This is a genomic window from Saccharopolyspora sp. SCSIO 74807, from assembly GCF_037023755.1.
In the GTDB taxonomy this organism is placed as follows: Bacteria; Actinomycetota; Actinomycetes; order Mycobacteriales; family Pseudonocardiaceae; genus Saccharopolyspora_C; species Saccharopolyspora_C galaxeae.
Genome location: NZ_CP146100.1, coordinates 1,163,785 through 1,177,818, shown reverse-complemented (window position 1 = coordinate 1,177,818; position 14,034 = coordinate 1,163,785). Strand labels below are relative to the sequence as shown.

Here is a 14,034-nt window from a genome sequence, read left to right as displayed (position 1 = left end):
CGGTTTCGCCCGGTGACTCTTCCGATCGCGTTGCTTCCGGGTGCCCGCGAGACGGCGGGAAACCCGGATTCGCGGAGTCCGCTGCGCCGTTCGCACCAGCCCGGCGCCGCGCGGTGGCAGCGCGTTCCGCAGGGCCGCCACAAGATCGCCTGGACGCGGCGGGCACACTCTCCTGCCATGGCGAACGACACGACCGAGCAAGGCGAGGCTCCGGACGGTGCGCAGCCCGGCCTGAAACGGGTCATGGGGCCGAAACTGCTGCTGTTCTTCGTGGTGGGCGACATCCTCGGCACCACCGTGTACTCCCTGACCGGCAAGGTCGCAGGCAAGGTCGGCGGGGCGTTGTGGGTCCCGTTCGTGGTGGCTTTCGTGGTCGCCTTCCTGACCGCGTGCAGCTACCTGGAACTGGTCGGCAAGTACCCGAAGGCCGGTGGCGCTCCGCTGTACGTGCACCGCGCGTTCGGCGTCCACTTCATCACCTTCCTGATCGCGTTCGCGGTGATGTGCTCCGGCATCACTTCGGCCTCGTCGGCCGCGCAGGCGTTCAGCGGTGACTACCTGGAAGAGATCTTCCCGGTCAGCAGTCCCGTCGCGCTGATCATCGGGCTGTTGTTCCTGATCGTGCTCGCCCTGATCAACTTCCGGGGCGTGGGCGAGTCGGTGAAGATGAACGTGGTGCTGACGTTCATCGAGCTGTCCGGGCTGGTGATCGTGATCGGCTTCGGCGCCTACGCGCTGCTGGCGGGCAGCTCCGACCCGAACGTGCAGCCCGACCCGAGCAGGCTCACCCAGTTCTCCACGGATTCCTCGCCGCTGTTCGCCGTCACGTCGGCGACCGCGCTGGCGTTCTTCGCGATGGTCGGTTTCGAGGACTCGGTGAACATGGCCGAGGAGACCCGCGACCCCGTCAAGACGTTCCCGCGCGCGCTGCTGTTGGGCCTGGGCATCACGGCCGCGATCTACCTGGCGATCGCCGTGATCACGTCCACGCTGGTGCCGACCGATGAGCTCGCCGCGTCCTCCGCGCCGCTGCTGCTCGTGGTCGAGGCCGCGGCGCCGTGGTTCCCGGGCATCCTGTTCTCCGTCATCGCGCTGTTCGCGGTCACCAACACCGCCTTGATGAACATGCTGATGGCCAGCCGGCTCGTGTACGGCATGTCGAACGAGCGGATCATCCCTTCGGCGTTCGGCCGGGTGCACCGCAGCAGGCAGACGCCGTGGGTGGCGATCCTGTTCACCAGCTTGCTCGCGGTGGTGCTGGTGAGCACGTTGAACATCGAGGACTTGGGCAGCACCACCTCGCTGCTGCTGCTCGCGGTGTTCGCGGTGGTCAACATCGCGGTCTTGGTGCTGCGCCGGGAGAAGGTCGAGCACGAGCACTTCAAGGCACCCACCTGGGTTCCGGTGCTCGGCGCGATCCTGTGCGCGTTCTTCGCCAGCCCGCTGTCCGGCCGCCCGGTCGACGAATATCTGATCGGCGGACTGCTGCTGCTGGTCGGCGTGGTGTTCTGGGTGGTCAACCGGCTGATCGTGGGACGGGTCGAGTTCGACCCGGAGGCGTTGAACAAGTAGCCCGCAGCCTTCGCGAAGCCCCGTTCCCGCCGCGGGAATCCGCGCGGGAACGGGGCTTTCGTTCGGCCACGCCGCGGCGCCGGAAGCTCTAGAGTGGTCGGCGTGAATGATCCAGTTCCCGCGACCGGCCGCCAGTTCGAGATCGCGCACGGCGCGGCCCGCGCGGTGGTTACCGAGGTCGGGGCGGCGCTGCGCGCGTTCGAGGTGGACGGGGTGGCGTACTCCGAGAGCTACCACCCGGACCGGCTGCCGCCGGGCGCGGCGGGTGGGGTGCTGTTGCCGTGGCCGAACCGCGTCGCCGACGGCCGCTGGGTGCTGGAGCGCGAGCCGCAGCAGCTCGCGCTGACCGAGCCGGACCGGCACAACGCCATCCACGGCCTGCTGCGGCACACGGTGTGGACGGTCGTGGAGCACGCGGAGTCGACGATCGTGCTGCACGCGATGGTCCCGGTGCAGCCGGGCTGGCCGGTGCCGCTGCTGACCTCGATCGGCTACGCGCTGGACGAGTCGGGGCTGACCGTCACGCACACCGTGGAGAACCTGGGCGCCCGCGCCGTCCCGTTCGGCGTCGGGGTGCATCCGTACCCGCGGGCCGGTTCGGCCGAGACCGACGACTGCACGTTGAAACTGGCCGCGGCGACGGTGCTGCCGGTGGATCCGGAGCGGCTGCTGCCGGTGCGCCCACCGCGTTCGCTGGAGGGGGACGAGCAGGAGTTCCGCCGCGGCCGCAGGCTCGCCGGGGTGCTGCTGGACACCGCGTTCGGCGGTGCGGAGCCGCTGCCGGACGATCCGGATGAGCTGGTGCGGCACTCGCTCACCGCGCCTTCCGGGCACGGTGTCGAGCTGTGGGCCGATCCGGTGTTCAAGTGGGTGCAGGTCTACACGGCCGACGAGTTCCCCGGCCGCGGCCGCGCGGTCGCGATCGAGCCGATGACCTGCCCGCCGGACGCGTTGAACTCCGGCATCGACCTGATCGCGCTGCCACCGGGGGAGAACTGGATCGCCCAGTGGGGCCTGCGCCCGTTCTGACGGCCGCCGGGTGCCGTGCCCGGTAAGACTAGTTGGGCCATTCGGGTGTCATCGCCGAATTCGCGCCCCTCCTGGTGCGCGCGTCGTTAAGTTGCGGCAGGTCTCAGGATCGGCGCAATGATGATGGGAATGTGCTCTTGCTGAAAAGAATCGCCGTCTTCGGCGCGGCTGTTGCCCTTACGATGTCGTTTCCCGGCTTAGCGCAGGCGGATACTGAGCCTGCGGGCCCAGCGGCTCGGACGACCGTCCTCAAGTACAGCGGCGGCGAGTGCGAGATGAAGTCCGACAACCCGCACTGGTCGCGAGGAGCCCAGTCGGTGATCTTCAAAACTCGGGTCGAGTGCGCTGGTACCGAGGCGCCGACCGTGCGGATCACCGGCGACATGTTCTACGTGGAGGGCGGTCTTCCCGGTCTTCCGTCGGATGCCCCGACGCGCCCGGTCGGGCATTCCGAGCTCCAGCAGGTGGTCCCGATCGGCGATACGGTCACCTATTACACGCCGCTTGAGGACGACCCCAGCAAACTGACTGCGTTGGGTACTTACCAAGGGACTGCTGTCGGAGAGATCGTGGCGCCTGTGCACAGCAATCTCAACCCCTTCACGACGGCGCGGGCATATGTCGTCCCGCGGCTATAGGATCGACCGATGTCGAATCGACAGGAGCCATCCGATAGGTGGGTACCGGACGCCAGGACGATTCACTGGGCGTTCGGGCGTTCCCACGAGGACCGGATCAAAGACGCCATTCGACTCGATGTCCGTGAACGCGGGCGCGACCTCGACCCGGATAGCGATGACTACTGGAAGCTCCTCGCGGAGGTCGCCATCGAGGCCGTTCTCTATGACCTCGTGGACATGGCGAAGGAGGAGGGCACGGCTTTCACCAGTGACACGTACCGGATCGTCGACGAACCAGGGCCTCGGTCATCGACCTGGCGCATGAAGTGAGCCGCGCGCTTCGGACGGGGCAGGGCGGCCGGTCGCGTCACTGAAGGGCAGCACCGCTGCACATGAGCATCAGGCGTCGGCGAGGTGCCGGGCGATGAGCATCCGCTGGATCTGGTTGGTGCCCTCGAAGATCTGCAGGACCTTCGCCTCCCGCATGTAGCGCTCGGCGGCGAAGTCCGTGGTGTAGCCGGCGCCGCCGAGCACCTGCACCGCGTCGGTGGTCACTCGCATCGCCGCATCGGTGGCGAGCAGCTTGGCCATCGATGACTGCATCCCGAACGGTTTGCCTGCGTCGCGCCGCCGCGCCCCGTCCAGGTAGGCCGAGCGGGCGGAGTGCACGGCGGCGGCCATGTCGGCGAGCAGGAACTCCACGCCTTGGAAATCGATGATCGGCTTGCCGAACTGCTGCCGCTGCCCGGCGTAGTCCACGGCCAGGTCCAGCGCCGCCTGCGCGAGCCCGACCGCGCAGGCGGCGATGCCGAGCCGCCCGGAGTCCAGCGCGTCCAGCGCGATCGCGAGCCCTTGCCCCTCGGCGCCGATCCGCCGCTCGGCGGGCACCCGCGCGCCCTCGAACCGCAGCTCGGTGGTGGGCGATCCGGTCAGCCCCATCTTGTGCTCCGGCGGGGCGGCGGAAAGTCCTTCGGTGCGCCCGTCGACCAGCAGGCACGTGATGCCGCGCGGTCCTTCGTCGGAGGTGCGCGCCATCAGCGCGTAGTAGTCCGCGACGCCGCCGTGGGTGATCCACGTCTTGGTGCCGGTGACGGTGTAGTCGTCGCCGTCGCGTTCGGCGCGGGTGCTGAGCGCGGCCGCGTCCGAGCCGGCGTGCGCCTCGGACAGCGCGTAGCCACCCAGCAGCTCGCCGCCGAGCATTTTCGGTAGCCACCGTTCGCGCTGCGCATCGGTGCCGTAGCGGGCCAGCGGGTAGCAGGACATGGTGTGCACCGACAGCCCGACGCCGACGGTCATCCAGGCGCTGCTGAGTTCTTCGAGCACCTGGAGGTAGACCTCGTACGGCTGGCCGCCTCCGCCGTGTTCTTCGGCGTAGGGCAGCCCCAACAGCCCGGAGGAGCCGAGCAGCCGGAACGCTTTGCGCGGGAAGTCCGCGCGCTGCTCGGCTCCGGCCGCGGCGGGCGCGAGTTCGTCCCGGGCGATGTCGCGGGTGAGCGCGATGAGGTCGGCGGCTTCGGTGCTGGGCAGCAGGCGGTCGACGGGCATGGCGCAGCTCCTGGTGCTCGGCGGAGCACGCGGTCCGAGCCCTGGCTCGAAAAATCTTCAGGTACTCCGCTGGGTACTATAGGATCAATCAGAGTACTGATGCCGTCGTGCGCGCACCAGCCCGCGGCACAGCTGGAAATTGCCCCTCCAACCGGGCTTGCGGCCCGGCTGTGGCAGTCTCGGCGCATGACCACCTCCGATCCGGGCGTGCGCAGCCCCGGCGGGACGCGCACGTCCGGCGTCGCGCGGTCCGGATCGCGAGCGCAACGCCGTGCGCAGCTGTTGGACCGGCTCTGCGAGCTGTTCCTCGCGGAGGGGTTCGCGCACTTCACCCTCGACGACCTGGCCGCGCACCTGCACTGCTCGAAGTCGACGCTGTACACGCTCGCGGGCAGCAAGGAGCAGCTGGCGGTGCGGGTCGTGGGGCACTTCTTCAAGACCGCCACCGCGGGAATCGAACGCGCCGTGGCCGACGCCGCCGACGTGCGCAGCAGGATGCGCACCTACCTCGACGCCGCGGCGGAACGGCTGCGCCCGGCTTCGCGCCAGTTCATGGCGGACATGGCCGCCAACCCGGCGACGCGCGCCAGCTACGAGGCCAACGCGCGAGCCGCCGCCGAGCACGTGCGCGGCTACATCCGCGACGGCGTGCGCGAAGGCGTGTTCCGCGAGGTGCACGCCGCGTTCGTCGCGGAGCTGGTCGGCAGCACCATCGGAGCGATTCAGCGCGGCGAGATCGCCGAGCGGACCGGCCTGTCCGACGCGGAGGCGTTCGCGGAGCTGTCCCGCTTCCTGCTCGGCGGCCTGTCCGAACCCGGTGCGGCGAACCCGCGGATCGACCCGCCCGAAGCGGGTGCCTGAACGTCCCGGGGATCTCCCGGTTCGGCGCAAGCCAGACTGGCCGGTAGCGCAGCAGCGCGGCCCGCGGCGGACAACCCACAGCGAAGCAGCCCGAAAGCAAGCCAGCCCAGAGCAACGGCAGCACGGAGGAAACGTGATCGTCATCGGCGGAGAAGCCCTCGTCGACCTCGTCCCGGACGCAGGCACTCCCGGCGGCGAGCTGGGGCCGCTGCACCCGCGGCTCGGCGGCGGGCCGTACAACGTCGCGATCGCGCTCGGTCGCCTCCAGGTGCCCACCGCCTTCTACGCGAAGCTCTCCACCGACCAGTTCGGCGAGAAGCTGGTGGACCGGCTGGTCGAGTCCGGCGTGCGCACCGACCTGGTGCAGCGCGGGCCGGAGCCGACGACGCTGGCGGTGGTGGGGCTGAGCGAGGACGGCTCGGCGCGCTACGTCTTCCACACCGCCGAGACCGCAGCGCGGCTGGTGGCCGACAGCGGGCCGCTCCCGGACGAGGTCACCGCCGTCTCGTTCGGCACGCTCGGCATGGTGCTGGAGCCCTCCGCGACGGTCTACGAGCAGGCGCTGTTCCGGGAGGTCGCCCGCGGCCGGTTCGTGGCACTGGACCCGAACATCCGCGCCGACCTGATCACCGACCCGGACGCCTACCGCGAGCGGTTCGAGAGCTGGCTGCCCTCGGTGCACCTGCTGAAGCTGTCGGTGGAGGACGCCGAGTGGCTGGCCGGCGGGCAGGACCTGGACGCGGCGCTGCGCCGCTGGCAGCAGGCCGGACCCGCGGGAGTGGTGCTGACCCGTGGTGCGGACGGGATTTCCGTGCTGGTCGGTGACGGTGCGCCGGTCGAGGTCGCGGGCGTGCGGGCCGAAGTCGCCGACACGATCGGCGCCGGTGACACGGTGCACGCGGCGTTGCTCGCGTGGCTGCACCGCAACGGTGCGTTGAGTCCGGAGGCGCTGCGCGAGCTCACTCCCGAGCAGTGGCGGGAGGGGCTCGGGTTCGCTGCCCGCGCCGCCGCGATCACCGTCTCGCGTCCGGGGGCCGAGCCGCCGACGGCCGCCGAACTGGACCGCTGACGATCTTGGTCGGGAGCTTTCCGACGCGTTGGGTGCACACCGGCGCGGGCGCCGGTTCCGGACGGTGATCAGGCTGGTTCGCCCCGCCCGGTCCGTCCGGATCGGCCGCTGCGTCAACCGGCCGAAGGGGGTGGCAGCATCCGGCCCGATCAACGATGTGATCGTGGTCCCACCTGCCCAAAAGGGCTAACACGATTGCTGCGCGAGGGGCCTGCAGCGGTCTAGCGTGACAACTGACAGGACCCCAACGGGGTGGTGCTGCGGCGGTCCGGAAGACCCCGGCCGACGCTTCGCCCGACCACGCTGCCGCGCCGGGGAGGTGCGCGCGTCGCCGCGGATGGCTCACCACCCCATTCACGAGCGCGAGAGGTTCCCGAATGCCCGACGAGACCGCCAAACGTACCGTCGCGCTGCGCTACGACGGTGGCGAGCACGAAATGCAGGTGACGCAGCCCACCGAAGGCTCGCCCGGTGTGGATCTCGGGAAGCTGCTGTCCCAGACCGGTTTGGTGACGCTGGACCCGGGTTTCGTCAACACCGCGTCCTGCGAGTCCAACATCACCTACATCGACGGGGACGCGGGTGTCCTGCGCTACCGCGGCTACCCGATCGAGGAGCTGGCCGCCAAGTCGAACTTCATCGAGGTCAGCTACCTGCTGATCTACGGTGAGCTGCCCACCCAGGCGCAGTACGACGAGTTCAACGACCGGGTCCAGCGGCACACCCTGCTGCACGAGGACCTCAAGCAGTTCTTCGACGGCTTCCCGCGCGACGCGCACCCGATGCCGGTGCTGTCCTCGGCGGTGTCCGCGCTGTCCACCTTCTACCAGGACAGCCTCGACCCGTTCGACGAGAACCAGGTGGAGCTGTCCACCGTGCGGCTGCTGGCGAAGCTGCCCACGATCGCCGCCTACGCCTACAAGAAGTCCGTCGGCCAGCCGTTCCTGTACCCGGACAACTCGCTGGGGCTGGTGGAGAACTTCCTGCGGATGACCTTCGGGTTCCCCGCCGAGCCCTACGAGGTCGACCCCGCGCTGACCCGCGCGCTGGACCTGCTGTTCATCCTGCACGCCGACCACGAGCAGAACTGCTCGACCTCCACGGTGCGGATGGTCGGCTCCTCGGAGGCGAACCTGTTCGCCAGCACCTCGGCGGGCATCAACGCGCTGTTCGGGCCGCTGCACGGCGGGGCGAACAGCGCGGTGCTGGAGATGCTGGAAGGCATCCACAACAACGGCGACGACGTGGATTCGTTCGTCAACCGGGTCAAGAACAAGGAGCCCGGTGTGAAGCTGATGGGCTTCGGGCACCGGGTGTACAAGAACTACGACCCGCGCGCGGCGATCGTGAAGAAGACCGCCGACGAGGTGCTGAGCAAGCTCGGCGCGAACGACCCGCTGCTGGACATCGCGATGCGGCTGGAGGAGCGGGCGCTGGCCGACGACTACTTCGTCGAGCGCAAGCTGTACCCGAACGTCGACTTCTACACCGGCCTGATCTACAAGGCGATGGGGTTCCCGACGAAGTACTTCACCGTGCTGTTCGCGCTCGGCCGGCTGCCCGGCTGGATCGCGCACTGGCGGGAGATGCTGGTCGACCCGGCCCGCAAGATCAGCCGTCCGCGCCAGGTCTACACCGGCGCGGCCGAGCGCTCCTACCAGCCCATCGGCGAGCGCTGAATCGAGCTCTGAATCGTCGGGCAGGCCCCGGACCGGCCATCGGCCGGTGACGGGGCCGTTTCGCGTTCGCGGCCGTATGGTCCGGGCATGAGCGCACCCGCGATTCTGTGGTTCCGCCGCGACCTACGCCTCGGTGATCACCCGGCGTTGCAGGAAGCGGCCCGCCGCGGCCCGGTGATCGGGTTGTTCGTGCTGGACGAGGCGCTGCTCGGGCCGTCAGGGCCTGCGCGCCGCACGTTCCTGTACCGGTGCCTGCGGGAACTCGACGAGCAGCTCGGCGGGAAGTTGCTGGTGCTGCGCGGTGAGCCGGAGCGGGTGGTGCCGGAACTGGCCGAGCGGACGGGCGCGAGCAGCGTGCACGTCTCCGCCGACACCGGGCCGTACGGACGCCGCCGCGATGAGCGGGTCCGGGAAGCGCTGCGGGGCCGGGAAGCGCTGGGAGCCGATGTCGAGTGGGTGCCGACCGGTTCGCCGTACGCGGTCACCCCTGGCCGGATCACCAAGCGGGACGGCGCGCCGTACAAGGTGTTCACGCCGTTCCGCCGCGCATGGGACGAGCACGGCCGCCCGAAGCCCGCCCGCACGAGCGCGTCCGCTGCGGACTGGACGCTGCCGCGCCGGGTAGGTGCGGTGCCGATCCCGGACGACGAGGAACTCGGCGAACTGGTGCTGCCGCCTGCGGGGGAGTCCGCGGCGAAGAAGCGCTGGCGGGAATTCCTCAAGTCCACTGTGCACGAATACGAGCGGGACCGGGACCGCCCGGACCACGCCGGGACGAGCCGGATGTCGCCGTACCTGCGCTGGGGGTGCGTGCACCCGCGGACGCTGCTGGCTGATCTGGACGGGCGCGGCGGCGAAGGCGTCGACAGCTACCGCAACGAGCTGGCGTTCCGCGAGTTCTACGCCGATGTGCTGTGGCACTGGCCGGAAAGCGCGCGGCGCAACTTCGACGCGCGGTTCGATCGGATGCGGCTGGACACCGGCGCCGACGCCTGGGAGCGGTTCGAGGCGTGGTGCGCCGGACGCACCGGATTCCCCGTGGTCGACGCCGGGATGCGGCAGCTGCTCGCGGTCGGGTGGATGCACAACCGGATTCGCATGGTGGTGGCGAGTTTCCTGGTCAAAGACCTGCACCTGCCGTGGTGGTGGGGCGCCCGGCACTTCATGCGGCACCTGGTCGACGGGGACCTGGCCTCGAACCAGCACGGCTGGCAGTGGGCGGCCGGGACGGGCACCGACGCGGCGCCGTACTTCCGGATCTTCAACCCGATCACCCAGGGCACGAGGTTCGACCCGGACGGCGCCTACGTGCGCGAGTTCGTCCCGGAACTGCGCGGGCTCAGCGCCAAGTCGACGCACGAGCCGTGGAAACTGCCCGACGGGCCGCCGAACGGCTATCCCGGCCCGATCGTCGAGCACCACCACGAACGCCAGGAGTCCCTGGCCCGCTACGGCGAGATCAAGACCTGACCGGCGCGCCCGACGCGCCCGCCCGAGCTCCCCCGAACTCTGCATTCGCAGCGAGCGAACGGACTGTTCGCCCGGTCTAGCCGGACCAACGGTCCGTTCGCTCCTGGAAGGACTGGGCGGAACGGGTGGCGTGCGGGCGTGTCGGCCCGGCACTCGCCCACCCGGAGCGCGCGAGCGAACGGACCGTTTGACCAATCTATTCGGACGAACAGGCCGTTCACTCCGGGAGCGCGAACGGTGTGCGCGGGGTCAGTCGCCGCGGCGGATGGGGCCGAGGATGTCCTGCTCCTTGGGGTTCGTGACCAGCGTGATCGGGGCCCACATGTTGTTGCCGAGGGCGATCACTCCGTCGTCGGGGAGTTGGGTCAGCTGCTGGACGCGCGTCGAGGGATCGAAGTACCAGAAGCGGGCCGCCAGCTGCGCCTGCTGCAACGGCAACCGCTGCAGCAGCACCAGATCCGCGGTGTTCGTGGCCGTACCGCTGCCCGCCTGCGGGTGCAGGTAGGGCAGCACGTACATCGTGGTCTGCCACGGGGCGCGCGGCGGGAACAGCTCCTGCGGCACCGCACCGCCGTCGTGGATCATCAGCAGCGGCGCGTCCTCGGTGGGCCGCGGAAGGTCGTAGGGCTGCAGCTTGCGCAGCTGAACCAGCGGTACCTGGCTGCCGTCCGCGAGCTTGCCCGCCGCGTGCTCCACCGTCTTCCACGCCGCGGGCCTGCCGGTGGCGATGGTGACCCACGCGCCGGTGGCGATGGCGCGCAGCGCGATCTGCCGGGCCAGGTACAGCCCGCCGACGGTGACCACGCGGGTGGGGTCCGGGCGCAGGATCGAGGCGGTTACCGACTCGCCACGCGCGCCCTTGCCGATGACCATGCCGCCGCGGTCACCCGGCGGGCTCACCACGTCCAGCATCTCCGGGCGCACCAGGAACTCCGGTGCGGTGCCGTTGACGTTGCCCGGGGTGTCCAAGGTCCGGGTTCGGCTCATGCCGCACCTCCCAGCGGCAGCGTTCCGGTCAGCCCGGCCAGCTGCATCCCGCGCAGCGGGGTGAGGGTCAGGTTGAGCCGGTTGCTGATCTCGCGCAGTCGTTCGTCCGAAGCGTTCAGGGCCGAAGGGGTCCGGGCGCTGACCCGGACCAGGCCGCGCAGCCCGACCTCACCGTCCTCACCGGACGGTGCGATGGACATCGCGATGCTGGTGGACAGCGCCCGCACGCCGGTCAGTGCGTTGATGCTGTCGCTCATGTGGTTCGGCCAGCCGGTGATCGCGTAGCTGGAGTGCCCGACGCTGCCCGCGGTGACGCTGTTCCACCGCTCGGTCAGCCCGACCGGGCGCTGTTCGCGCAGCGAGTCGTTCAGCTCGGCCGAGGAGATGCCCGCCTGCAGCAGCTCGTCCGGGTCCAGCGGACGGGTTGGGATGCCGCATCCGCTGAGCGCGTTGCGCACCCGGGAGAGCGCGCCGATCAGCGCCCGGTGCGCACCGACCACGCCACCGCCGCGTTCGCCGACGGCCTTCGCGCAGCGCTGCGGGTCCAGCCGGACCGCCACCCACGTGCTGCGGCGCGCGGCCGCCGCGGTCGGCCCCACCATCTCCAGGTACGAGTTCAGCGCGGGGGAATCCGCGGGCAGCGACGAACTGCCGGGGTAGCAGTGCCAGATGACCTGGATCGCGTCCAGCACCACGCCGCGGTCCTCCAGGCAGGGCGCGAGCACGCCCAGCGGCAGGTTCAACGCGGTCTCGGTGGGCTTGAGCAGCGGCGGGGTCGGGTCGACCATCAGCACCGCGGTCCATTTGCCGTCGTGCCAGGCCAAACCGACGGGATTGCGGTCGTGGTCCCGGCCGCGCGCGACGACCAGGTCCTCGACGGCGATCCGCAGCAGCGCCACGCGGTGGTTCTCGTCCGGGCCGATGATGCCGTCGCCGTTGATGTCCTCGGCGAGTTCGCTGACGTCCGCGGACGGCGGTTCGGACCGGCGGGTGTGGCTGCGGGTGCGGTACTGCAGCACCAGTCCGAACCACTGGGTGAACCACCGCCCGCGCCTGCGCAGCAGCGCGATGATCAACGCGAGTCCGGCAACGCCCGCGGCCACCGGCCACAGCAGCTCGTTGAGCCACACCAGGATCAAGCCGATCGCCAGGCCGACCTCGATGACGACGATGTTGGCCACCGGCATCGCCCCGAGGCTCGCGCCGATGGTGCGCCGCCGCGCGCGGATGCGCGTGCGGGCGCCGCCGGGAGCGGAGGCGTTCGGCTGGGCCGGATGTTGCGTGCTGACGGACATCCGTTCGGTCTCTTCCCCTCGCAGGTAGTGCGCGCGGCGCGCTAACCAGGTCGTTCGGCGGCCGCGCGAAAGAATGCCCACGGACTCGGCGGATCGGACCCGTTCGCGGACTCTCGGCGGCTATCCTGCGGAACCGTACCTCGGACGGGAGAGCTGTAGGCGAAGAATGGCATCAACACCCACAACGAAGTCACAGGTCCAGGCGTACCGGTTCGTCCTTCGCCGCATGGAATCGGCACTGGTCCGCAAAGACGCCGTGATGCTGCACGATCCGATGGGTTCGCATAAGCGCGCGACCGTCGCGGGCGCGATCCTCGCCTGCATCGGCATCATCGGATTCCTGGTGTGGGGACTGTTCGGCGGCAAGGGTTCGGTGCCGCAGCCGGGCTCGATCGTGATCGGCAAGGACAGCGGCAGCGTATACGTCGTCACCGCCGACCAGCAGGCGCAGAAGCGGCTGATCCCGATGCTGAACATGGCATCGGCGAAGCTGCTGGTGATGGCCCAGGGTGGTGGCCAGGGCGGGCAGGCGGTGCAGGCCACCACCGTAAAGGAGGCCGCGCTGGGCGAATTCCCGCGCGGGCCGCGCACCGGGATGGTCAACGCGCCGAACTACCTGCCGGACCCGAACAACATCGCCGATCCGTCCTGGGCGATCTGCGACGTGGGCCAGGTCGCCGACGACCTCAACGTCTCCGGCTCGGCGCGCCCGGCGAACGTGGAGACCACCGTCATCGGCGGGGATCCCAACCACGGCACCGAGTTGGCCGAGAACCAGTCGCTGTTCGTGCGGGACCAGGCGTCCGGGCAGGAATACCTGATGTACCGGGTGGACGGTGCGCCGGGCAACCCGAACACCCGCACGGTGAAGGCGAAGGTGGACCGCTCCGAGCGGGCCGTGATGGACATCTACGGGCTGAACGGGCAGACCCCGCGCACCATCAGCACGAAGATGCTCAACGCCGTCCCGGAGGTGCCGGAGCTGCGGATCCCGGAGGCGCCCAGCGGCACGGTCGACTACATGCAGAACTCCTACGACTCCGGTGACGTGGTCCGCCAGACCGTCGCGGGCAACCCGGACAAGTTCTACGTGCTGCTGCCCAGCGGGAAGCAGGAGATCAGCGCCGGTGCGGCCGCCGTGCTGCACGCGGACAAGCCGCGCTCGGAAGGCATTCCGAACGCCACCGGCACGATCACCGACGCGCAGTCCGCACCGGACGGGCAGCAGATGGCGCTGGAGACCTTCCCGACCGTGGTGCCGAAGCCGGTGCCGTTCCAGCAGGCCGACACGTCCTGCCTGAGCTGGCGCAACATCAACGGCGGGCAGCACATCACGGTCACCACGAACAAGGGCAGCCCGGCGAAGGCCGCGCCGGTGAAGCTGGCCCAGTTCGACGGGACCGGCCCGAACGTGGACTACTTCTACATGCCCGCTGGCAAGGCCGGGGTGGTGCGCGCGGCGTTCAACGAGCCGGGTGCCGAGTCCGGGCCGATCTACCTGGTGTCCGACCAGGGCGTGGTCTACGGCGTGAAGGACGGGAAGACGGCGCAGGGGCTGGGCGTGACCAACAACCCCGGGTCGATCAAGGCGGGGCCGGCGCGGATTCTTGGCACGTTGCCGCGCGGTGACTTCCTCGATCCGGCGCAGGCGAGCTTCGTCTACGACTCCATCCCGGTGCCGCCGGGCGGGGTGAACCGGCCGCCGCCGCAGGCGCAGCAGCAATCCGGCACTGCCGGGAGCTGACCGGAACGCTCTGGTCGTCCGCAGAATCCGCCCGCCGGCCCATCGGGTCGCGGGCGGATTTTTGCGCGGTGACCGCGATATGGGATCCGTGGTTTTCGGTGCATTGTTCGCGGCCGGGTCATCGTCAACGGCCGGGCGACATCCGATGCGTAACGAAAATGTG

Annotated in this window: 12 protein-coding genes; 9 read left to right on the top strand and 3 right to left on the bottom strand. The window is 70.0% G+C overall.

Going from position 1 to position 14,034, the window contains the following annotated elements:
- Positions 1 to 177: 177 nt before the first annotated feature.
- From V1457_RS05200 to V1457_RS05185, 4 genes are all read left to right on the top strand, one after another.
- Entirely contained in the window at positions 178 to 1,572 is a 1,395-nt protein-coding gene (locus tag V1457_RS05200; RefSeq protein ID WP_200068411.1) for an APC family permease, read from the top strand.
- Positions 1,573 to 1,674: 102 nt separating this feature from the next.
- A complete protein-coding gene (locus tag V1457_RS05195) occupies positions 1,675 to 2,601 on the top strand; it encodes an aldose 1-epimerase family protein (RefSeq protein WP_338600907.1) in 927 nt (308 codons plus the stop codon).
- 275 nt (positions 2,602 to 2,876) lie between these two features.
- Positions 2,877 to 3,239 (top strand): hypothetical protein, encoded by a 363-nt coding sequence (locus V1457_RS05190; protein WP_200068413.1) that lies wholly within the window; start codon positions 2,877 to 2,879, stop codon positions 3,237 to 3,239.
- A 9-nt stretch (positions 3,240 to 3,248) separates the two neighbouring features.
- On the top strand, positions 3,249 to 3,551 hold the full coding sequence (locus V1457_RS05185) for a hypothetical protein (RefSeq protein WP_200068414.1): 303 nt from the start codon (positions 3,249 to 3,251) through the stop codon (positions 3,549 to 3,551).
- 69 nt (positions 3,552 to 3,620) lie between these two features.
- Here V1457_RS05185 and V1457_RS05180 read toward each other — a convergent pair whose 3' ends face one another.
- Complete coding sequence (locus V1457_RS05180; RefSeq protein ID WP_200068415.1) at positions 3,621 to 4,766, bottom strand: acyl-CoA dehydrogenase family protein; 1,146 nt, start codon at positions 4,764 to 4,766, stop codon at positions 3,621 to 3,623.
- A gap of 186 nt (positions 4,767 to 4,952) precedes the next feature.
- Here V1457_RS05180 and V1457_RS05175 point away from each other — a divergent pair, with 186 nt between their 5' ends.
- From V1457_RS05175 to V1457_RS05160, 4 genes are all read left to right on the top strand, one after another.
- A complete protein-coding gene (locus V1457_RS05175) occupies positions 4,953 to 5,627 on the top strand; it encodes a TetR/AcrR family transcriptional regulator (RefSeq protein WP_200068416.1) in 675 nt (224 codons plus the stop codon).
- Between the two features lie 133 nt (positions 5,628 to 5,760).
- On the top strand, positions 5,761 to 6,696 hold the full coding sequence (locus V1457_RS05170; protein WP_338600900.1) for a carbohydrate kinase: 936 nt from the start codon (positions 5,761 to 5,763) through the stop codon (positions 6,694 to 6,696).
- A gap of 377 nt (positions 6,697 to 7,073) precedes the next feature.
- Positions 7,074 to 8,375, top strand: coding sequence for a citrate synthase (locus tag V1457_RS05165; RefSeq protein ID WP_200068418.1), 1,302 nt, complete (start codon positions 7,074 to 7,076; stop codon positions 8,373 to 8,375).
- A gap of 87 nt (positions 8,376 to 8,462) precedes the next feature.
- Complete coding sequence (locus V1457_RS05160) at positions 8,463 to 9,845, top strand: deoxyribodipyrimidine photo-lyase (RefSeq protein ID WP_200068419.1); 1,383 nt, start codon at positions 8,463 to 8,465, stop codon at positions 9,843 to 9,845.
- 249 nt (positions 9,846 to 10,094) lie between these two features.
- On the opposite strand, the gene V1457_RS05155 is transcribed toward V1457_RS05160, so the two are convergent.
- Both V1457_RS05155 and eccE read right to left on the bottom strand, forming a co-directional pair.
- The gene (locus V1457_RS05155; protein ID WP_200068420.1) at positions 10,095 to 10,832 is read right to left on the bottom strand and encodes a hypothetical protein; all 738 of its coding nucleotides are present in this window, start codon (positions 10,830 to 10,832) and stop codon (positions 10,095 to 10,097) included.
- The gene (gene eccE, locus V1457_RS05150; protein ID WP_200068421.1) at positions 10,829 to 12,127 is read right to left on the bottom strand and encodes a type VII secretion protein EccE; all 1,299 of its coding nucleotides are present in this window, start codon (positions 12,125 to 12,127) and stop codon (positions 10,829 to 10,831) included. Before eccE ends, V1457_RS05155 begins: the two co-directional genes overlap by 4 nt.
- Positions 12,128 to 12,200: 73 nt before the next feature.
- On the opposite strand from eccE, the gene eccB reads away from it, so the two are divergent.
- Complete coding sequence (gene eccB, locus V1457_RS05145; RefSeq protein ID WP_338600893.1) at positions 12,201 to 13,871, top strand: type VII secretion protein EccB; 1,671 nt, start codon at positions 12,201 to 12,203, stop codon at positions 13,869 to 13,871.
- Positions 13,872 to 14,034 lie beyond the last annotated feature (163 nt).